Genomic DNA, 20,827 nt, shown 5'->3' on the forward strand with positions numbered 1-20,827 from the left:
TGTCAGGCCGCCATCGCGAGCAGGCCAGTCGCTGGCATCTACCCCCCGACAAGAACGCCAATCAGCGGCACGATCAGCAACGTGCTGATGGCCATGGACAGGACATTGCCAATGTAGGCATGCATGTCGGCCGGCAAACGCTTGGCAATCGCAAAGGCCAGGGGTGGTGCGATCAAAGCCCCTAGCAACGCACTCGAGCCGATCACCAGCCCACTGCCGCCATGGGTCAGGATCGCAGCGGGCACCACTGACACCAGAGGCACGTAAGTGGGGTACCAGCCGCGCAGCATCCATTGTCGACGCCAGACCAGCACCCCGATGGCCGAGGTCAACGCTTGTGCAGCGATGATATGCAGCAATAGTCCCGACCCGTACGCCGGGCTGACCGGATTCATCGCGTACGCCAGCAATACCCCCAGTAACAAGCCAAGACTGGCCAGTTCATTGCCAAAGAATGGCGCTTCGGAAAAGTCTGCCAAAACCCGGCGCATGCTCCAGACGACCCCGTAGTCGGGCGCTTTGGTGACGGGCGCGGGAGGCTTGGAGGGTGGTGTCTCGGATTGTTCGGACTTCATCAGGTCGGGCCGGTAGCGGCACAGCAGAAATGCCACGACACTGGCGACTGCCATGCCAAGAACATTGCCGATCACCGCTGGCAACCCCAACGGATTGCACAGGTAATTGACGATCAACAGGCACATGGGAGTGACGAGTACGGCCCCCATGATTGCGCCGTTGATCGTGACCTTCCAGCCACCGCCAAACATCAGCACCATCGCCGCTGGCAGCGAGACGAATGCGGCAAATGTCGGTTGCCAGCTGGTGGCGGTCACCGTCCACCCCCAGAGCACGTTACTCAGCAGCAGGCCGAGCAGTGAACTGGTGATCAGCCAAGGCCAGAGCCCGGTGCCATAGGAAATGCTGAAGCCTTGCCAGGATCTCCCCGTTCGATTCGCCCAGTAGGCGAGATATGCACCCGCCAACAGTCCGATCGAGGCGAACTCGTGTTTGTAGAATGCCACCTCGCTGATGTCTCCAAGCAGCCAGCGCAACCAGGCGCTTGGCTGGGGAAGGCTCGACACCATGTCGCTGTAACCTGGCCAATGAGCGGACCAGAACGAACGGTTGGTGAATGAAAGCCAGATAATCAGCAGTGTCGCGCCGGTCATCAGCAGGATGACCGCCATATCAAATGGCGATCTGTGGACAATGCGTTTTTTGTCGGTAGTCGTTTGCATGTCAGGTCTCCCCTATCAACGCGGGAGACATGGGTGTTGTGTATAGCTGAGCATCTGATCGTAGAGATCGGCTCGACGATCACGGTGTAGATCGTTCAGGTTGTTCCAGATAGGGGCGCTGCGGGAGCTGGTCAGGTCAATATCGGCATACAGGATTTCCTCCTGGTCTGCCGAGGCTACGGCGCCAATCGGCCAGCCATTGGTCCCGGCAATCAGCGAGCATCCAAGGTAACGGGCACCTCGTTCTTCACCGATCCGGCTGGCTGCAGCGATAAACACATTGTTGACGTGAGCAGCCGTCATCGTCAGGTACGACGCCATGCACTTGCCGGCATCGTCGAACAGCGGCGGCGGTGTCCAGACCCAGTTGTTGACGCTGCAAATGATGTCGGCGCCTTGTTGACTCAGGATGCGTGGCACCTCGGGGAACCAGATATCCCAGCAGATCAACATGCCGATTCGACCAATCGGCGTATCAAAAACCGGAAACCCCAGATCGCCCGGTGTGAACCAGAGTTTCTCCAGATTCCATAAATGGGCTTTGCGATACTTGCCGATAAAACCTTCAGGGCCGACCAGTATTGCGGTGTTGAAGAGCCGCATGCCATCACGTTCGGCCAGGCCGGTTACGAGGTAGACGTTGTGCCTGGAGGCAAAATCGATCCACAGTTGCGCGCTTGGCCCGCCGGGTATCAACTGGGCATGAGCAAAGGCATCCTGCCGACTGCTGAAGAAATAACCGGTGCTGGACAGTTCAGGCAGCACGATAAGATTCGCACCGCCGTTGACCGCCTCCAGCGCCAATTCCAGGCTGCGACACAGATTTGCATCACAATTTTCAATGCCGACTTGTGGATCGAATTGCACGACTGCTACACGAACAGGGCTTGTTGGCTCGCTCATTTCGGGTGACCTCTTTTTATTGTTATTCACGCTGTTTGATTGCGTGTTTATGAGAGTCGAAATGCCAGCGGGTGTAAGTCAGATGCTTCCGGTAAGGCTGTAGCCTGTGTCCGGAGATGTATGAGGGAGTTGTTTTAGTTTGATTCGGAAAAAGAGTCTGCATTTGCAGGCCCTTTTTGTGCGTGAAGGACCCTAAAATTCACCACAACACCCTGTGGGAGCGGGCTTGCCCGCGAAGAGGCCAGTACTTTCAACGGGGATGCCGACCGGGCGAACGCCTTCGCGGGCAAGCCCGCTCCCACAGGGTATGCATCGTTCTCGAGTTCCTGTTTTGATCACTCGATCTCAATCGGCCCCTTGGTCCCGGCATCACTGTCCGTCCAGTAATCCTCGCCCGTCAGTCGCCGATCACCTTGAAGCGTGAAGGTAAGTTTGCCTTGGTGAAATTGCAGGGTGCCGTCGGTGCGTTTGGCGTCAACCCGTTTGCCGTTCACCCAGACCTGTTCCTTGGCATCGATGCGGATGGTGGCCACTGTCGCGCCTGCATCGCTTTTGGCTACCCACTGGCCGGCATAGGGCGTCTGGGTCGTCGAGTTGTCCGTGGCGGGGTTGGTGAACCCGGCCTTGGCGTTTTCCGCTTTGCTCTTGTGGATATCACAGCCCTGGGTCTCGCTGACCTGGGTGCAGCCCGATTGCTCGAGTTGCTTGCGGTACTTGTCGTTGATGGCAAACGCCGGGGCTTGCGCGGTCAGCAGGATTGCCAGCACTGGCAGGATGATTTTGTTCATGATTGCCCTCTTATTGATCAACAACTTGGCCATTGGCTGCGAACAGTATGGGTGGGATGAAGCGGTGACCTATGCCTGCAGGGGGTGCTCCGACGAACCGAGGGCGCCGCGGGGTGCCAGGCTTCCCGCGTTATCGCTAACGACCATCGTCGGAACGCCGCCCGGAGCATGCTCGCTCCTACAGGGGGTGTTAGAGCAGGTGTTGGGAGATCAGCTTGGAGACCTCGACCATCGAGGTCTTGCCGGTGAATTCGAATTTCACTTTTCCCAACGACGAAAAATAGATCTCCAGCTCGGAATCCAAGTCAAAGGTCCCCGAGGTCTCCACCGAATACGCCACGATGTTTTTATACGGCAACGAGGTGAAGTCCTTCTTGCTGCCCGTGATGCCCTGTACGTTCACCGCGATGATGCGCTTGTTGGTGAAGACCACGCCGTCGCGCATGGATTTGTACGAGTCGATGACCTTTTCCCCGTCGAGCAAAAGCTCGGCAACCCGTTCGGCGTATTCCTCGTTTTGCTTGAGCTTGAAGAATCCCTTGTTGTTGAAGTCGATCATTGGCCTCTCCCTGATTGTCAAAACACGCATCTAAGCACGACTTCATGCCCTTGGGCCTGCCTTACTTATCTCCGCCGGTCGTGCGTACCGCACTCTCGATCGCCCGCACGCTGATCGCCGCAAAGATAGCGGTGAGCAGCACGCCGTTGAACCCCAGCAATATCGCGAGTATTCGCGACATCGGCAGTTTCGGCACGAGCTCGCCGTAGCCGATGGTCAACCCGGTCACGAAGCCGAAGTAGATGCCGTCAAAAGCGTCCCAGCCTTCCAGGTAGCTGATGATCAGGCCGCACGTGACGATGACGACCAGCATGGAGGAAAAGATCGGCCAGACAATTCGAAGGTAATAGCCGACGGCTTTGTAGAATTCTCGACGGATGTGCGAGGTATGGGTGGGCTTCATGTCATGGGTATCCTGGGGGCGGCGGATTATTTCGTGACAGACGCAATGGCAACTTCACTTTAGCCTGTGTTGCCGTTAGCTGCGTTATCATCGCCCGCCTCTGTGCCTTCAAGAGTTTGTATCCCGGATGTCCCAAGCGCTGCCAATACCCGACGACCCTCAATCCCTGCCTCCTGTGCTGGCCGGCCCGATATTACGGCGCCTGGAACCCACGCGGCTGGTGCTGTGGCTGGTGGGCTCGCGGGCGCTGGAGTTGACGCTGCGCTTGCAGGGCGTGGGCGATATTCGCCTCGATGTCGGGCAATGCACGGTGATTACGGTGGGTACGCATGCGTTCGTGCACCTGATCGATGTCGCGCTGGACGTCGCCCTGCCCTGCGATGAGTTGATCGAGTACGACCTGCTGATCGATGACGGCACCGGCATCGCCACCTGGGCGCCGCATCTGTTGTACGGCGATGCAACTGCGCCGAATTTTGTCCTGCACGCTCGCATTGAGCAGTTGCTGCACGGCTCGTGCCGCAAGCCCCATCACCCGGCCACCGACGGACTGCTGTGCGTCGATGAGCTGTTGGCGCAAGACCACCCGGCCAGCGACCGGCCGGCGCTGCTGATGATGAGCGGTGATCAGGTCTACGCCGACGATGTCGCCGGGCCGACCCTGCGGGCGATCCATGCCTTGATCGAACGGCTGGGGTTGTTCGGTGAGCATCTGGAGGGCGCCGTGGTCAGCGACAGCGCCGAGCTTTACGGGCACGCCGCCTGTTACTACCACCGCGCGGACTTGTTGCCGGCACTGCAAAGCAACGAAACCCTGCGCGAGCGTTTTTTCGGCGGCGCGCGCAAGCCTATTTTCACCAGCAGCAGTGCCGACAATCACCTGGTGACCTTCGCCGAAGTGATGGCCATGTACCTGCTAGTCTGGTCGCCGACGCCCTGGACCCTGATCGCGCCAAAACCGCCGAAACTGATCAAGGAACGGCGCGAGCGTTATGCCCTGGAACAGACGCGCATCGACGCGTTCAAGGCCGGCCTGGACAAGGTCGCGCGAGCCCTGGCGCACGTGCCGACGCTGATGATCTTCGATGATCACGACATCACCGACGACTGGAATCTTTCCGCGCAATGGGAGGAAACCGCCTACGGCCATCCGTTTTCCCGGCGCATCATCGGCAATGCGCTGCTGGCCTACATGCTGTGCCAGGGCTGGGGCAACAATCCGACCGCCTTCACTGCCGTGCTGGAAAAAACCCGTTTGTTGAGCGCTACAGGCGATGACCATTACCTGGACAGCGATGTCCAGGACGCGCTGATCGATGAGCTGCTGCGCTTCCAGAACTGGCACTACGTGCTGCCCACCACGCCGGCCATGGTGGTGCTCGATACCCGCACGCGGCGCTGGCGCAGCGAGATGAACCTCAAGCAACCGTCGGGCCTGCTGGACTGGGAAGCCCTCAGCGAACTGCAGCAGGAACTGCTCGATCACCCCTCGGCGATCATCGTTTCGCCGGCGCCGATCTTCGGCGTCAAGCTGATCGAAACGGTGCAACGGGTGTTCAGCTGGCTGGGTTATCCACTGCTGGTGGACGCCGAGAACTGGATGGCCCATCGCGGCGCGGCCCAGGTGATTCTGAACATTTTCCGCCACTCGCGCACGCCGGGTAACTACGTTGTGCTGTCCGGCGATGTGCATTACTCCTTCGTCTACGAAGTGCTGATCCGCCACCGCAAGGCCGGCCCGCGCATCTGGCAGATCACCAGCAGCGGGATCAAGAACGAGTTTCCGCCAACCCTGCTGGAGTGGTTCGACCGCCTCAATCGCTGGCTGTACTCACCGCGCTCGCCGCTGAACTGGCTGACCAAGCGTCGGCGCATGCGCATCGTGCCGCACGTTCCGGAGCATGCTGAAGCGGGTGAGCGGCTGTGGAATTCGGCGGGGATCGGCCAGGTGTACTTCAATGAACAAGGGCAGCCCCGGGATATTTTCCAGCACAACGCCAATGGCTCGCCGAAGACGCGGATGGTGGCGCCTGAAGATGATGCCTGAAGGACTTGAACAATAATCTGTAGGAGCGAGCTTGCTCGCGAATGCGGTGTAACAAGTACCCCTGAGGTGACTGGCAGAGCGCATTCGCGAGCAAGCTCGCTCCTACAGTTGATCGGTGTCGCTCATGGACCTCACCCGAACCCTGATCATCGGCAACTCCGGCTCCGGCAAGAGCTGGCTGGCACAACGGCTGGCCGAGCGATTGCAGGTGCCCTGGACCGATCTCGACCGCCTTCACTGGCTCTGCGACGAACACAGCATCCCCCGCCCCCGCGCCGACGCCCTGGCCATGGCACGAATCGCGGCCGGGCAAGAACGCTGGGTGATCGAAGGCGTGTATGGCTGGATCGCCCGCGAACTCCTGCCCCGCACGACTGCGCTGATCTGGTTGTGCGTTGCCGACGAGGTGTGCGTCGACAATATTCGCCAGCGTGAGGCCAAGGATGACGAACGCCTGATCGCCCTGCTGGAGTGGGGGGGGAGCTATCGCCAGCGCGATGGGTCCAGCGGATATACGGCCCATCGGCAATTGTTCGACGGGTTTACCGGCGGCAGAATTCAACTGATGGATCGAACTGAAATCACCAATTTCGCGGCGCAATGCACTACGCCGATTGATTTATCTTCACGGCTTCTCATCAGATAAGGACTACAACGTTCTCGGAAACGTCTCGAGGAGGTTTCGACGATACTCAGGAGAAGCGTTGATGCGCCAATTGCATAACGACCATTCGGAGCTATCGCCTTGTCAACCTGTACTGATTTCTGTACGTTCCTTGCATCGAGCGAGGATTTCACCATGCACACCATCAATTACACCACCGCACGCGCGCACCTGGCTGAAACCATGGATCGCGTCAATGAAGACCGCACCCCGCTGCTGGTCACCCGCCAGAAAGGCGAGCCGGTGGTGATAATGTCGCTGGCGGAATACAACGCCCTCGAAGAAACCGCCTACCTGCTTCGCTCCCCAGCAAACGCTGAACGCCTGATCAAATCGATTGGCAACCTGCGCGCCGGGAAAACCAAGTCTCGGCAACTCATTGAAGAATGAATATCGAGTTCACTCCTGAAGGCTGGGACGACTACCTTTGGTTTCAGCAAAACGATAAGGCGGGACTCAAACGCATCAACCTGCTGATCAAAGCCATCCTGCGTGAACCGTTCGAGGGTCTCGGAAAACCAGAACCGCTCAAACACAATTTAAGCGGCTTCTGGTCGCGCCGGATAACGGCTGAACATCGCTTGGTCTACACCATCGAAGACGGTGAGTTATGCGTTGTCATGTGCAGATACCACTACTGAACTCACCCCCCTGACAATCATCTCCACCTCCCGCTCGTCAATCGTCAGTGGCGGCAACAAACGAATGGTCTGCCCCCGCGTCACGTTGATCAGCAACGCATGATCCCTTGCGGCGATCAGGCTAAGGTCGCGCATCGGTTGCTTGAGTTCGATGCCGATCATCAGGCCCTGGCCGCGGATCGCCAGGACATTCGGATTGTCGGCCAACTCCATGCGCAACCTGGCCAACAGGCGTTCGCCCTGGCGCCGGGCGTTTTCCAGCAGGCCCTGTTCCTCGATGATGTCCAGCACCGTGCACCCAACCCGGCAGGCCAGCGGGTTGCCGCCGAAGGTGCTGCCGTGGCTGCCCGGGGTAAAGAGTTCGGCGGCTTTGCCACGGGCCAGGCAGGCGCCGATCGGGACGCCGTTGCCCAGGCCTTTGGCCAAGGTCATGACATCCGGGACGATGCCCTCGTGCTGGAACGCGAACCACTGTCCGGTACGGCCGATGCCGGTCTGGATTTCGTCGAGCATCAGCAACCAGGCGCGCCGGTTGCAGAGTTCGCGCACGGCTTTCAGGTAGCCGGGTGGCGCCAGCTGCACGCCGCTTTCGCCCTGGATCGGCTCCATCAGGATCGCCACGATGCGCGAGCCGTGATCCTGGCGCACCTTGTCCAGCGCCTCGAGGTCGCCGAACGGCACTTTGACGAAATCCCCTGGCAACTTGTTGAACCCCAGGCGCACCGCCGGGCCATCGCTGGCGGACAGGGTGCCGAGGGTGCGGCCATGGAAAGCGTTCTCCATGACCACCACCAACGGTTGCTCGATGCCCTTGTGCCAGCCGTGCAGTCGGGCGATTTTCAGCGCTGTTTCATTGGCCTCGGCGCCGGAGTTGTTGAAGAACGCCCGGTCCATTCCCGACAGTTGGGTCAGCTGGCGGGCCAGGCGTTGCTGCCAGTCGATGCTGTAGAGGTTGGAGGTGTGCAGCAACAGGCCGGCTTGTTCGCTGATGGCCGCGACGATTTTCGGGTGAGAGTGGCCGACATTGGTCACCGCCACCCCGGCCACCGCGTCCAGGTATTCACGACCGGCCTGGTCCCACAGGCGCGTGCCCAGGCCCTTGTTGAAACTCAAGGCCAAGGGTTGGTAAGTGCTCATCAGGCAGGCGGCGGTCATGACATCAAGCTCCATCAAGGGTCGTTGTTTTTGCAGTATGGTTAGCCACCTGAGCTGGATAAATACTGCAATACTTCAATCATTTTAAAGTTGAGCTTGATAATGGATCTGTTCCAGGCAATGACCGTCTACGTCAAAGTGGTGGAATCCGGCAGCATGACCGGCGCCGCTGCGCAGTGCAAAATGTCCACGACCATGGTCGGCAACCACCTCAAGGCCCTCGAGCAGCGCCTCGGCGTGCGCTTGCTCAACCGCACGACCCGGCGCCAGCGGTTGACCGAATTTGGCGTTGCGTATTACCAGCGCTGCCTCGAAGTGTTGGGGCTGGTGGCCGATTCCGAACGCCTGGCCGAGCAAGCGGTGGATGAACCCAGCGGCACGTTGCGCATCTCGGCGCCCTTGACCTTCGGCACGGAAAAACTGGCACCCGCCCTGAGCGAATTCGCCCTGCTCTACCCCCGGGTAAAACTCGATGTAATGCTCACCAACCGGCGCCCGGACCTGCTGGAAAACGGTCTGGACGTGGCCTTTCGCCTGGGCGCCATCGAGGCGTCCAACCTGATCGCCCGGCCGCTGCTGGACTACACCCTGACCATGTGCGCATCCCCGGCGTATGTGGCTCGTCGCGGGGCGCCACAAACCCCTGAAGACCTGCGCCATCACGATTGCCTGTCCTTCGCCTATCCGGCTGGCGATGACTGGCACTCGGTGGAGAAGGAATGGCGCCTGGCTGGCCCCGAAGGCGAAGTCACGGTAGCGGTCAGCGGACCGATGCTGATCAACAGCTCGGCAGGGCTGCATCAGGCGGCGCGAACCGGCATGGGCATCGTGATGTTGCCCGATGTCCTGGTCGAGCAAGACATCCAGGACGGCAAACTGCTGGGCTTGATGCCCGGATTCAACCCGCCGAGCCGGCCGATGCACCTGATGTATGCCCAGGACCGCTACCGCCTGCCGAAATTGCGACGTTTCGTCGACTTCGCCGTGCAGATGTGGGGCAAGCACTAGCAGCCTCGCCGAGCCTTGGACTAATCTCCCTGACTGAGCAGGTCATTGGCTATCAGGCGCTCGCCAGGGAGAGCAGCGATGGGAGAAGCATCGAGTATCGAACCCTTGAAGTTCAATGTCTCGGACATGAACGAAGGCATGCTGCACACCATCATGGAGCTGGTCAGCGACGGTATCTGGGACTGGAACGCCAACACCGGCTTCGTCTACCGCAACGCCCGCTGGTACGAAATGCTCGGCTACACGCCGCACTCCCTGGATAACAACGTGTTGACCTGGGAAAATATCATCCACCCCGATGATTTCCCGCAGGTGATGGCTCTGTTCGATGACTACCTGAGCCAGCGCACGCCGGTGTACCAGGCCGAGTACCGCTGCCGCGCCCACGATGGCCGTTATATCTGGATCGAAGACCGCGGCCACGTCCTCGCCCGCAATGCCGACGGTTCGGTGGCGCGGATGGTCGGCGCCCACCGCAGCATCGAAGACAAGAAGCGCCTGCTCGAAGCACTCGAACGGCGCAATCAATCCCTTGAAGCCCTCGTTGAAGAACGCACCCGCGAGCTGTCCAGGGTCAATCAGCAACTGCAGCAGCAACTGGAAGAAAATCGTAAGTTGGCTGAAACCGATGCCCTGACGTCGATCGCCAATCGCTACCGCCTGGAAAAAACCCTGCCCCAGGAATGCGAGCGGGCCCAGCGCTTTCGACAGCCGCTGTCACTGATCGCTATGGACATCGACGACTTCAAGGCCATCAACGATCACTACGGCCATGCCCTGGGCGATGCCGCGCTGGTGCAGGTGGTCGAACAAGTGCAGCGCTGCGTGCGTGACGGTGACCTGCTGGCCCGTTGGGGCGGCGACGAATTCATCGTGGTCCTGCCCGATACTCCGCTTGACGCGGCCAGGGCCCTGGCGGAAAGAATCCGCGAGGGCCTGGCGCACTTGCCGGCCGTGGGCGACTTTGCCGTGACCATGAGTTTCGGTGTGGTCCAGCGCTTCGACGAAGAACAACAGACCGGCCTGATGGCCAGGGCCGATCAGGCTCTGTACCGGTCGAAAATCGCCGGCAAGAATATGATCAGCGGATAACGGCCTTCACATCCCCGCCTTCACCAGCACCGGTTTGTCCTGATAACGATCCGGGTACAGCTGCTTGAGCTGCGCCACCTTCGGCAAGTCGTTGATCACGATGTAGGGATAGGTCGGGTGCTCGGTCAAAAAATCCTGGTGTTCTTCTTCAGCCGGGTAAAACCCGTTGAAGCTTTCCAGCTTGGTCACGATCGGCTTGTCGAACGCATGGGCGGCGTCGAGCTGGGCGATGTAGGCCTGGGCGACCCGTTGCTGTTCGCTGCTCTTGGTAAAAATCGCCGAGCGGTATTGGGTACCGGTGTCCGGTCCCTGGCGGTTGAGTTCGGTGGGGTTGTGCGCCACGGAAAAGTAGATCTGCAGCAAGGTGCCGTAGCTGACCTGGCTCGGGTCGAAGGTCACTTCCACCGATTCCGCATGACCGGTACTGCCACTGCTGACGCGATCGTACTGCGCGGTGTTGGCTGCACCACCGGCGTAGCCGGAGACGGCGTTTTTCACGCCTTTGACATGCTGGAACACCCCTTGGACGCCCCAGAAGCAACCGCCGGCGAACACCGCGGTTTCGCTGCGGGCCTGGGTGGTTTCGTCGAGGGCCGGAGGTGGAAGCAGCACCGCTTCTTCGGCCCCGCCGAGGGAAAACGCCGAGCATTGGCCGATGATGCCGGCAGCGGCCAGCCCCAACAGGGTACGGCGCCAGGTGAACAGGCTTTTCATGTCACAGACTCCAGGAAGGATGCAGATAAATTCAGACGGACACGGGCTCGAACTTCAGCGCCAGGCCGTTCATGCAGTAGCGCAGGCCGGTGGGTTTTGGTCCGTCGTCGAAGACATGGCCCAGATGCCCGCCGCAACGCCGGCAGTGCACCTCTTCGCGCAGCATCCCGTAGGAACGGTCCTGGCGGGTAGCCACGGCCTTGTCCAGCGGCGCCCAGAAACTCGGCCAGCCGGTGCGGCTGTCGAACTTGGTCGCTGAAGAAAACAGCGGCAATTGGCAGCCGGCACAGGCGAACGTGCCGTCGCGGTGCTCGTTGTTCAGCGGGCTGCTGTAGGCGCGTTCGGTGCCTTCTTCGCGGAGGATTTCATACTGCTCGTCGCTGAGGATGGCGTGCCATTCGCTGTCGCTGTGGGTCACTTCGAACGCCTCGGCCGCGCTGGCGTCATTGATCAATGCCGCGCCTGTGGAAAACTTCGGCAACAGGCCGATCGCCAGGGCTGCCACCCCCAGCCCGCCGCTCGCGAGAAGAAATTGCCGTCGTGAAAACATGCTCGTCTCCAGAAATCCAGGGGTGTTTCATGGAACACAGCCTAGGCTTTGGGTGATCGCCAAATCCTCACGGTAAGTTAAACAATTCGTGATAACTCGGGCGCCGAAAAACCCGCACAATGGGTATGCCCTTCCCTGACTTTACTGATCTAACTGTAGGAGCTGCCGCAGTGAGGGGCATTACGCACATTGCGCCGAAGGATTGAGCTGGATGGAACAGACCAAACGCGTCCTCGTGGTCGAGGATGACCTGCATATCGCCGACCTGATCTGCCTGCACCTGCGTGACGAGCAGTTCGAGGTGGTGCACAGCGCCGATGGCACTGAAGGCATGCGCCTGCTGCAGCAAGGCAACTGGGATGCGCTGATCCTCGACCTGATGCTGCCCGGTGTCGATGGCCTGGAAATCTGCCGTCGCGCCCGCGCCATGGCCCGCTACACGCCGATCATCATCACCAGTGCGCGCTCCAGCGAAGTGCACCGGATTCTCGGCCTGGAACTCGGCGCCGACGATTACCTGGCCAAGCCGTTTTCCATGCTCGAACTGGTGGCCCGGGTCAAAGCGCTGCTGCGCCGGGTGGATGCCATGGCGCGCAACCTGAAGATGGACGCTGGCAGCCTGCTCATCGACGGCCTGGCCATCGACCCGATCACCCGCGAAGTGTCCCTCGATGGTCGGCGCCTGGACCTCACGCCCCGGGAGTTCGACTTGCTGTACTTTTTTGCCCGCCAGCCGGGCAAGGTGTTTTCGCGCATGGACCTGCTCAACGCCGTGTGGGGCTACAGCCACGAAGGCTACGAGCACACGGTCAACACCCACATCAATCGCCTGCGCGCCAAAATCGAGGCCGACCCGGCGCAACCGGTGCGCATCCTCACGGTCTGGGGTCGTGGCTACAAGTTCGCCACCGGGGAGGAATCGCCGCCATGAGGCTGACCCTGACACAGCGCCTGTCGCTGGTGTTCGCCGTGCTGCTGCTGGTGTGCTGCGGCACCTCGGCGTGGCTGCAGGTGCGTTCTAACCAGATGCATGAGCAGGAAGTGGTGCAAGGGCTGTCCCGGGACCTGGCGCAGCACATCGCCCGCGACACGGTGCTGATGGACACCCAGGGCCTGATGCCCAATGCCGTGCGTGATCTGTTCAGCAAGCTGATGCAGGTCAACCCCAGTGTCGAGGTGTACCTGCTGGACACCGAGGGCAAGATTGTCGGCAGTGCCGCACCCGAAGGCCGGATTCGGCGCGAGCGCGTCGACCTGGCGCCGATCCAGCGCCTGCTCAGGGGTGACGCCTTGCCGATTGCCGGTGACGATCCGCGCAGTGTCGACGCGCGCAAGGTGTTCAGCGCCGCACCGTTGAAGGTCGATGGCAAGGCCGTCGGTTATCTCTACGTGGTGCTGCTGGGTGAAGAACATGATCGCCTGGCCGAGCGCGGCGCCACCAGTGCTGCGCTCAATACCGCCCTGCTGTCCATCGGCCTGGTCGCGCTGCTGTGCCTGATTGCCGGTCTCACCGCGTTTGCGCTGATCACCCGGCCATTGCGCCGCCTCACCGAAACCGTCAGCCAGTTCGACATCGATGGCGTCCCGGTGACGCCGGCCCTGCCCGTCATCGTGGAAACAACCGCCAGTCACGACGAAATCGCCGTCCTCGATGCCGCGTTCCGGCAGATGCAGGCGCGCCTGGGTGAACAATGGCGCTCCTTGACCCGCCAGGACCAGGAGCGTCGCGAACTGGTGGCGAACATTTCCCATGACCTGCGCACGCCGCTGGCCTCGTTGCACGGTTATCTGGAGACCCTGTCGCTCAAGGACGCCACGCTGTCCCCCGCCGACCGCCGCCGCTACCTGGGCATCGCCCTGGATCAAAGCCGCAAGGTCGGGGGGCTGGCGCAGTCGCTGCTGGAACTGGTGCGGCTGGAGCACGGCTTCGTACAACCGGTGCTGGAGCGGTTTTCCCTGACCGACCTGGCCCAGGACATTTTCCAGAAGTTCGAACTGACCGCCGAGGCGCGGCAGGTGGAATTGAAGGCCACGTTCGCCCCTAACGTTGCTGCGGCCTGCGCAGACCTGGGATTGATCGAGCGGGTGCTGACCAACCTGTTCGACAACGCGTTGCGCCATACGCCGCCGGCTGGCGAGATCGAACTGGGTTTGCGCCCACAAGGGTCATTCATTGAAGTGACTGTCAGCGACACTGGCCCTGGTATCGCTCCGGAACTGCGCGAAGGACTGTTTTTGCGGCCGTTCAATATCGGCGGTGCACGGCGTGATGGCGGGTTGGGGTTGCGGATCGTGCACCGCATCCTGCAACTGCATGGGCTTGAGATTCAGTTGATCGATGTGCCGGGGCGTGGGGCGACGTTCCGGTTTTCGTTGCCGATCGATGAACAGACCGCCGCGGGGTTGGTGGTGCGGTCGATGAACCTCAATACACCGCGGCAAGCCTGAATGACGGTGGTGCCTGTCAGGACCCTATCAGTTCTGCTAGTAGCCTACGCCTGAAAAAAGTCCGAAGCTAAAGGTCCGGCTTTACCGACCCTGCACGGAGCTCAGCCAATGCCCATTTCACCTCGCGAAACCCTATTGTGCCGCTACCGCTACGACCCGCTGGACCGCTCGATTGACTGGGCACCCGGTCAGCAGGCCAGCATCCAGCGCTTTTATTGCAAAAGTCGCCTGGCCACCGAAATTCAGGGGGCGGCGAAGTACAGCTTCTTGCAGCATGATGAGCAAGTGTTGGCACAACAGCGACAGGTGGGAGACAACGTCGACACTACTCTGCTGGCGACCGATCAACAGCGTTCGGTGTTGAATGCACTCGACACGACGCAACCCCATCCCCGCGCCTACTCACCCTACGGCCATCATCCATTCGGAAACGGTGTGCTCAGCCTGCTCGGTTTCAACGGCGAACGGCCGGACCCGGTGACCGGACATTATCATTTGGGCAATGGCTATCGGCAGTTCAACCCGAGGTTGATGCGGTTTAACAGTCCGGACAGTTTGAGTCCGTTCGGGAAGGGTGGACTCAATGCTTATATGTACTGTGGCGCAAATCCAATAAATCGAAGCGATCCGACCGGACACTTTGCTCTGAGCCCAAAAATGGTAAATATCGCAGCACGCGCAATATTAATAGCACCTGGTGCGATTTTAGGACTTGCAGGGACGACATTATTATCAATCGGGGCAGGAGCAAAAGATGAAAAAATGGTCATGGATAGCATGATCATTATAGGAACCGCCTCTGCATATTTAGTTGGCGTAGTGGCTTTCACCCAATTAACTCGTAAGCTTCCAGTTCGTCCGCCCCGTCCTTCATCGTTTACACCTCGTAACCCATCGACACCATTAGAATCGGGTGGTTTGCGTCGGCCCTCAACGTCTTCATCCCGAATGCCTGCTACATTTCGCAACTCAGAGTCAGGATCCTCCACCCCTCCACCGAGTTATCGTTCAAGTTGGGCCCCCGCCCCCGACCCCGAACTACCGAGCTATGAATCAATTGAGCTCACGCCAAGGCCCAACGCGCAACCACCGCGCTATTCTCCGCCCGGGTCAACACCGTCAGAACATATTGGGGACGTATTTTTTAAAGCCCGCGAAAATAACGTGAAAGCGAAGAATATTCGTCGACCTACGTAGACCTGCTGAAGATTACTGTTGGCAGCATCACACGTTGCCTCGATTATCTGGACTTGTGCCACCCGGCGGCCATTAACACCAGCCGCCGGTTTGAGTTTCAGGTGCTCTGACGCGGCCGAAAGTTGCGATGACCTCACTATCGCTTCGCGAGCAGGCCAGCCCGATCAACCGAGCATCAGATCAGTCCCGATACCCCGGCGCCACGCGTTCCAGCAATCTCAACAACGCCGTCCAGGCCAATTGCATGGCATCCGGATCGTTGAACTCACCCTCCTCCAGCGTCCGCCCCGGCTCATTGAACTGCCGCTCGGTATGCGCGCAAACCTCGGCCGGCGGCAGCACCACTTCACCGGCCGCCATGGCCGCCAACTGGATGTCGCAGGCCTTTTCCAGGTAGTACATGCGCATGAACGCCTGCCCTACCGTCTCGCCAACCGTCAGCAAACCATGATTGCGCAGCATCAACACCGGTTTGTCGCCCATGTCGGCCACCAACCGTTGCTGCTCGCGCATGTCCAGGGCCACGCCTTCGTAGGCGTGGTAGGCCACACGGTTGTAGAACTCCATGGAGATCTGATTCACCGGTAACAACCCGCACTTCAACGCCGCCACCGCGCAGCCTGATTTGGTGTGGGTGTGCAGCACGCACTGCGCATCTTCGCGGGCTGCATGGATCGCGCTGTGAATCACGAAACCAGCCGGGTTCACCGGGTATGGCGACGGCTCCACAGCGTTGCCGTCGAGGTCGATTTTCACCAGGTTCGACGCCGTGATCTCATCGAACATCAGCCCGTAGGGGTTGATCAGAAAATGGTGCTCAGGCCCCGGAATGCGCACCGAGATGTGGGTGAAGATCAAATCAGTCATGCGCAAATGCGCCACCAGTCGATAACAGGCGGCGAGTTCTTCGCGCAATCGTTGTTCGGTCGGGTTCATTCGCTCACCTTCATGGTGCAGGCCTCAAGCCCCTGGCCCAAGGCCTTCCAACCGTCGAAGCCACGCCGGGCGATGAACACCAGCCGCGTGCTATCGGTGCCGGCTTCATCGGTCGCCGGCAGAAACTGACTGCGGGTACCGACGTGTTGCAGCCAGTGAGCCTTGTTACCCTGCACCAGCTTCACCAGCCCCTTGACCCGGAACACATCGCTGGGCAGCGCCTGCAACCAGCCGCGCAGTCCGTCGGCATCCAGGGCCGCGTTGCTCTGCCACAACCAACTGCTGAACATCTCGCCGTGATCGCCATCGGACACCCGTGTCAGCGGTTTCACCGAGCGAGATTCAAGCTCCAGTTCGGTATCGAGCCACAGCGCATCCGGCAACTGCGCCTGCACGCTTTCATGCACGCGGGTCCGGAACCCTAACGCCTCGCGCAATGCCTGCAACTGCGCCTCGTCGACCAGATCGGTCTTGTTCAACAGCAGCAAATCGGCAGCGGCCACTTGTGCCCGCGCCAGTCGCGCGTACTCGCCGTCGAGTTGCAGATGGCGAGTGGCATCGACCACGGTGATGACCATGTCCAGTTGCATCTGGCTGCGCAGCTGTGGATAAGCCAGGGTCTGTACGATGCGCTGCGGATCGGACACGCCGCTGCACTCGATGACGATGCGTTCCAACCTTGGTTCAAGCTGCGCCAGGCTGCCGAGTTGCGCCAACAGGTCTTCCTGCACGGTGCAGCAGATGCAGCCGTTTTGCAGGCTGTACACCGCGTCGGTCACCTCCGAAACGATCGCGGCATCGATGTTCAGCTCGCCGAAATCGTTGACGATCACCGCCAGGCGGCTGCCTTCGGCACGGCGCACCATGCGGTTGAGCAAGGTGGTTTTACCGGCGCCGAGAAAGCCCGAAACGACGGTTACGGCGATACGTGGCGTGGTCATTGCGCCTTGCCCTCCAGCACCGGTGGTTCACCCTGCCAGACCGCCTTGAGGCCGACGGCTTCCAGTGTCGAATGACGGTCGTAGACCAGTTGCCCTTCGACGAAGGTCAGCAGCACCTGGGTCTTGTGGATGTAGTTGCGTGCCGGTGCAGCGAACAGGTCACGGTCGATCACGATCAGGTCCGCCGCCTTGCCCACTTGCAGGCTGCCGGTGCTGTGCTCCAGGCCCATGGCCACGGCGCCATTGCTGGTGATCACGGTCAGCGCCTGTTCGAGGCTGATCGGGTCGCCGAAGCAGGCCGGGTCGTCGTTCCACGGGTTCTGCCGGGTGATCATGGTTTCCAGCGCCAGCCACGGGTCGATGGACGCCACCGGCCAGTCGGTGCCCATCACGGCGGTGCCACCGGAGGCGAGCACGCCCTTGAAGTCGTAGATGCGCTTGAGCCGTTCCTGGCCGTAACCGGAACGCGCACCGCTGGCGAACGGTGTCGGGTACCAGGCCGCCGGGGAAAATTCGGCGATGACATTCAGTTCCTTGAAGCGCGGCAGATTTCCCGGGTGCAGCAAGGTGCTGTGGGCGCACTGGTGACGCACACCGCTCAAGCCATTGCGTCGACGCGCCTCGGCCACGGCATCGAGGAACACGTCGGACGCGCCGTCGCCGGTGCAATGGGCGATGACACGGATGCCCTTGCGGTCCATGTCCACCACCATGTCGGTGATGTGCTCCGGGGTCAGGTTGAGCTTGCCGCGCCAGCTCTTTTCCTCTGGCCAGGGGGTCAGCAGGTAGGAAGACTTAGGCTCCACGGTGCCGTCGAAGTGGAACTTCACCGCGTTGGCGCTCAGGCGTGCACTGCGATAGTAGTGACGCTCGCCCGCCAGCAATTCCCAGCGCCGACGCACCGGGAAGATGTCGTCCTGCCAACTGATCGCCGCTTCGATGCGCACGGTCAGTTCACCGCTGTCGTCGAGCTCCTTCAGCGCCTGCAAGCGCTGTTCGCAGACATGCACATATTTGCTCGCCGTGACCCCGCGCGAGCTCTGGAAGTGCACGCCATCACGATAGGCGCGGCGCAGCACGCTGACCGGCGTCGGCGGCATGGCGGCGTGGATCATTGCGTAGGCGCCGTCGATCATCAGGCCGGTGGGTTCGCCGGTCAGTTCGTCGCGCTCGAAATAGCCGTTGCGCGGGTCGCTGGTATTGCCATCGATCCCGGCCAGTTCCAGGGCCTTGGAGTTGACCATCATGGTGCCCCACATGCGGTCGAGCAGCGCTACGGGACGGTCGGGCATGACGCTGTCGAGCCAGGCACGACCCGGGGTCAGGCCGGCTTCGCGGAAGGTGTAGCGCACCCAGTATTGGCCGTAGATCCAGCCATCGCCCGGATGACTGTCGGCATAGGCCAGGATGCTTTCGCGCAGTTGCTCGGGCGTCGGGTCTTCGATGCCCACATCCAGGTCGTCGCTGTAGCGTGGCGCCAGCGCCAGGTCGGGATGGGTGTGCATGTCGTGCAGGCCCGGCATGCAGAACGCGCCTTGCAGGTCATGCACACGGGTGTTCGGGCCTTTGAACATCTCGATCTGGCCGAGGCTGGCAACACTGATCAACTTGCCGTCGCGAATGGCCACGGCCTCGGCCCACGGGTTGGCCGGGTCCTGGGTGTAGATACGCCCGTTGGCCAGGATCAGGTCGGCGTAGGTCCCCTGCACGGAATGGGTAGAGGAAAAGTTATCGGACTCAGCCATGTAAGCCACCTTTGAGTTCAGGAAGATTGAAAGGTCCACCGGGCGCCGGGCGCATGGGGAACCTGAAAAAATTGTTGTTGTTTTAGTCAGCCAGAAACGTTGCGGCGTCGACTTCGATCATCACCGGTTCATGGCAATTGCCGAGTTGCCCCAGCAGCCCGCGCAGGCCTTGCAGATTGCTCGCCCGGTGATGAGCGACGTGGCAGCTTCGGGCCAGGGCGGCGAAGTCCGGCGTGAGGATATCCACCCCGAGCAACGGCACCGCCTTGGCGTTCATGTAGTCGCGGATTTCGGCGTAGCTGCTGTTGTTCCACAGCAGCAGGATCACGCCGACACCGGTTTCTTTGGCGGCGATCAATTCGGCGCTGGAAAACTGCAAGCCACCGTCGCCCACCAACGCCACCACAGGGCGCAAGGGTTGCGCGAGCTTGGCGCCGATGGCGGCGGGCAAGCCGTAGCCGAGGGTGCCGTAGCCAGTGCCAGCGTTGAACCAGCTGTTGGGTGTTGGCGCCCGGTAGCCCAGGGCACCCTGATACACCGGCTGGGTCGAATCACCGACGATCAGCGGTTGTGGCAAGTGATCCCGCAGGGTATCGAGCAAGGCCTGCATGCGGCTCTGCTTTGCGCTCCAGCCGGCGTGCTCGATGGCGTTGACCCGGCTCACACGCTCGCCTGCCCAGGCACCATCGACCTGGCGTTGCGGCAGTCGCTCCAACAACGCGAGCAAGCCCTGTTCGGCATCGCCCAACAAGCCGACCGTGGCCGCTTGCACGCCAAGTATTTGCAGCGGATCGATGTCCAGGCGAATCAGCGGCGCCTTGAACTGCAAGGGGCCAAGGCCGAAAAAGTCATAGTCGGTTTCCCCCAGCTCAGTGCCGACAGCCAGCACCACGTCGGCCTCGGCGAACAGCTCACGGCCATGGGCCGAGGACTGCACGCCGTCGAGCAAGAGAGGATGTTCGGGGGCCAGCAAACCCCGGGCGTTGGTGGTCAATGCCACGGGGGCCTGCAAGCGTTCGGCGAGCGCGGTCAGGGCGTCGGTAGCGCGGCGCGCGCCGCCACCAGCGAGGATCAATGGACGCTTCGCCGCCTGGATCAATTCGACGGCGCTGGCGATGGCCGCCGCTGCCGGGGCCGGTGCTGCCGGCAATGCCCGCGGGCGCAAGTCCAGGCCATCGGCAGGCATTTCCAGCACGTCCAGCGGAATCTCGATGTGCACCGGTCGTGGCCGCGTGCAGCCGAACAGGGCAAAGGCCCGCGCCAGCACTTCCGGCAACTGCGACGGGTGCTGCAGCGTATGGCTGAAGGCGCAGACCCCGGCGACCAGCGCGCGCTGATCCGGCAGTTCATGCAGGTGACCGTGCCCAAGGCGCAAGTGTTCGCGACGGTTGCAGGTGGAAATCACCAGCATCGGTACCGAGTCCGCATAGGCCTGGCCCATGGCGGTAATGATATTGGTCATGCCGGGACCGGTGATGATGAAACACACCCCCGGCTTGCCGCTGGCGCGGGCATAACCGTCGGCCATGAAGCCGGCGCCCTGCTCGTGGCGCGGGCTGATGTGTTTCAGGCGGCTGCCGTGCAAGCCGCGATACAGCTCGACGGTGTGCACGCCGGGAATGCCGAAGACGGTGTCAACGCCATAGCCTTCCAGCAACTGAACGAGCGCCTCGGCACAACGGGTCATGCAGCACCTCTTTGATGATGGGCCATACCGGCCCAAGGACAATTGGCGCTAGTATTGTTGAATCAACCGATACAACAATCGATTTTTTTTGGCCTGACTGTTCAATTTCCA

General features: G+C 61.0%; 21 protein-coding genes. 9 read left to right on the forward strand and 12 right to left on the reverse strand.

Going from position 1 to position 20,827, the window contains the following annotated elements; genetic code table 11:
• Positions 1–38: 38 nt before the first annotated feature.
• The 5 genes from ACIO0C_RS19580 to ACIO0C_RS19600 form a co-directional block, all read right to left on the reverse strand.
• Positions 39–1,238 (reverse strand): hypothetical protein, encoded by a 1,200-nt coding sequence (locus ACIO0C_RS19580; RefSeq protein WP_401314700.1) that lies wholly within the window; start codon positions 1,236–1,238, stop codon positions 39–41.
• Positions 1,239–1,253: 15 nt separating this feature from the next.
• Positions 1,254–2,141 carry a nitrilase family protein gene (locus ACIO0C_RS19585; RefSeq protein WP_401314750.1) on the reverse strand — a complete coding sequence of 296 codons (888 nt, stop codon included), beginning with the start codon at positions 2,139–2,141 and terminating at the stop codon, positions 1,254–1,256.
• Between the two features lie 335 nt (positions 2,142–2,476).
• Positions 2,477–2,929: a hypothetical protein gene (locus ACIO0C_RS19590; protein WP_401314702.1), complete on the reverse strand. Its 453-nt coding sequence runs from the start codon at positions 2,927–2,929 to the stop codon at positions 2,477–2,479.
• 190 nt (positions 2,930–3,119) lie between these two features.
• The gene (locus tag ACIO0C_RS19595; protein WP_401314704.1) at positions 3,120–3,488 is read right to left on the reverse strand and encodes a PH domain-containing protein; all 369 of its coding nucleotides are present in this window, start codon (positions 3,486–3,488) and stop codon (positions 3,120–3,122) included.
• Between the two features lie 61 nt (positions 3,489–3,549).
• Complete coding sequence (locus tag ACIO0C_RS19600; protein ID WP_401314706.1) at positions 3,550–3,891, reverse strand: potassium channel family protein; 342 nt, start codon at positions 3,889–3,891, stop codon at positions 3,550–3,552.
• Positions 3,892–4,018: 127 nt separating this feature from the next.
• Between ACIO0C_RS19600 and ACIO0C_RS19605 the strand changes: the two genes are divergently transcribed.
• The 4 genes from ACIO0C_RS19605 (at position 4,019) to ACIO0C_RS19620 (ending at position 7,243) form a co-directional block, all read left to right on the forward strand.
• A complete protein-coding gene (locus ACIO0C_RS19605; RefSeq protein ID WP_401314708.1) occupies positions 4,019–5,938 on the forward strand; it encodes an alkaline phosphatase D family protein in 1,920 nt (639 codons plus the stop codon).
• 124 nt (positions 5,939–6,062) lie between these two features.
• Positions 6,063–6,584: an adenylate kinase gene (locus ACIO0C_RS19610; protein WP_401314710.1), complete on the forward strand. Its 522-nt coding sequence runs from the start codon at positions 6,063–6,065 to the stop codon at positions 6,582–6,584.
• Positions 6,585–6,737: 153 nt separating this feature from the next.
• The gene (locus ACIO0C_RS19615; protein WP_401314711.1) at positions 6,738–6,992 is read left to right on the forward strand and encodes a type II toxin-antitoxin system prevent-host-death family antitoxin; all 255 of its coding nucleotides are present in this window, start codon (positions 6,738–6,740) and stop codon (positions 6,990–6,992) included.
• Positions 6,989–7,243, forward strand: a complete 255-nt coding sequence (locus tag ACIO0C_RS19620) for a Txe/YoeB family addiction module toxin (RefSeq protein WP_020795568.1) — start codon at positions 6,989–6,991, stop codon at positions 7,241–7,243. Before ACIO0C_RS19615 ends, ACIO0C_RS19620 begins: the two co-directional genes overlap by 4 nt.
• On the opposite strand, the gene ACIO0C_RS19625 is transcribed toward ACIO0C_RS19620, so the two are convergent.
• Positions 7,211–8,398, reverse strand: coding sequence for an aspartate aminotransferase family protein (locus tag ACIO0C_RS19625; protein WP_401314713.1), 1,188 nt, complete (start codon positions 8,396–8,398; stop codon positions 7,211–7,213). The genes ACIO0C_RS19620 and ACIO0C_RS19625 overlap by 33 nt on opposite strands.
• A 102-nt stretch (positions 8,399–8,500) precedes the next feature.
• Between ACIO0C_RS19625 and ACIO0C_RS19630 the strand changes: the two genes are divergently transcribed.
• Both ACIO0C_RS19630 and ACIO0C_RS19635 read left to right on the forward strand, forming a co-directional pair.
• Positions 8,501–9,406, forward strand: a complete 906-nt coding sequence (locus ACIO0C_RS19630) for a LysR family transcriptional regulator (protein WP_401314715.1) — start codon at positions 8,501–8,503, stop codon at positions 9,404–9,406.
• A gap of 78 nt (positions 9,407–9,484) precedes the next feature.
• Positions 9,485–10,498 (forward strand): diguanylate cyclase domain-containing protein, encoded by a 1,014-nt coding sequence (locus tag ACIO0C_RS19635; RefSeq protein WP_401314716.1) that lies wholly within the window; start codon positions 9,485–9,487, stop codon positions 10,496–10,498.
• A gap of 6 nt (positions 10,499–10,504) precedes the next feature.
• On the opposite strand, the gene msrA is transcribed toward ACIO0C_RS19635, so the two are convergent.
• Positions 10,505–11,212 (reverse strand): peptide-methionine (S)-S-oxide reductase MsrA, encoded by a 708-nt coding sequence (msrA, locus tag ACIO0C_RS19640; protein ID WP_401314717.1) that lies wholly within the window; start codon positions 11,210–11,212, stop codon positions 10,505–10,507.
• 31 nt (positions 11,213–11,243) lie between these two features.
• Positions 11,244–11,762, reverse strand: a complete 519-nt coding sequence (msrB, locus tag ACIO0C_RS19645) for a peptide-methionine (R)-S-oxide reductase MsrB (protein WP_401314718.1) — start codon at positions 11,760–11,762, stop codon at positions 11,244–11,246.
• Between the two features lie 211 nt (positions 11,763–11,973).
• Here msrB and ACIO0C_RS19650 point away from each other — a divergent pair, with 211 nt between their 5' ends.
• The 3 genes from ACIO0C_RS19650 (at position 11,974) to ACIO0C_RS19660 (ending at position 15,407) form a co-directional block, all read left to right on the forward strand.
• On the forward strand, positions 11,974–12,693 hold the full coding sequence (locus ACIO0C_RS19650; protein WP_008060591.1) for a response regulator transcription factor: 720 nt from the start codon (positions 11,974–11,976) through the stop codon (positions 12,691–12,693).
• Positions 12,690–14,210: an ATP-binding protein gene (locus ACIO0C_RS19655; RefSeq protein ID WP_401314719.1), complete on the forward strand. Its 1,521-nt coding sequence runs from the start codon at positions 12,690–12,692 to the stop codon at positions 14,208–14,210. Before ACIO0C_RS19650 ends, ACIO0C_RS19655 begins: the two co-directional genes overlap by 4 nt.
• A gap of 108 nt (positions 14,211–14,318) precedes the next feature.
• On the forward strand, positions 14,319–15,407 hold the full coding sequence (locus tag ACIO0C_RS19660) for an RHS repeat-associated core domain-containing protein (protein ID WP_401314720.1): 1,089 nt from the start codon (positions 14,319–14,321) through the stop codon (positions 15,405–15,407).
• Between the two features lie 180 nt (positions 15,408–15,587).
• Here ACIO0C_RS19660 and ACIO0C_RS19665 read toward each other — a convergent pair whose 3' ends face one another.
• From ACIO0C_RS19665 to ACIO0C_RS19680, 4 genes are all read right to left on the reverse strand, one after another.
• Complete coding sequence (locus ACIO0C_RS19665) at positions 15,588–16,343, reverse strand: class II aldolase/adducin family protein (RefSeq protein ID WP_401314721.1); 756 nt, start codon at positions 16,341–16,343, stop codon at positions 15,588–15,590.
• A complete protein-coding gene (locus ACIO0C_RS19670) occupies positions 16,340–17,284 on the reverse strand; it encodes a CobW family GTP-binding protein (RefSeq protein ID WP_401314722.1) in 945 nt (314 codons plus the stop codon). Before ACIO0C_RS19670 ends, ACIO0C_RS19665 begins: the two co-directional genes overlap by 4 nt.
• Positions 17,281–19,029, reverse strand: a complete 1,749-nt coding sequence (locus tag ACIO0C_RS19675) for an amidohydrolase (protein WP_401314723.1) — start codon at positions 19,027–19,029, stop codon at positions 17,281–17,283. The genes ACIO0C_RS19670 and ACIO0C_RS19675 overlap by 4 nt, the downstream gene beginning before the upstream one ends.
• Before the next feature lie 82 nt (positions 19,030–19,111).
• Positions 19,112–20,716, reverse strand: coding sequence for a 5-guanidino-2-oxopentanoate decarboxylase (locus tag ACIO0C_RS19680; protein ID WP_401314724.1), 1,605 nt, complete (start codon positions 20,714–20,716; stop codon positions 19,112–19,114).
• Positions 20,717–20,827: the final 111 nt, after the last annotated feature.

The organism is Pseudomonas sp. NPDC087336, assembly GCF_044744285.1.
Taxonomy (GTDB): Bacteria; Pseudomonadota; Gammaproteobacteria; order Pseudomonadales; family Pseudomonadaceae; genus Aquipseudomonas.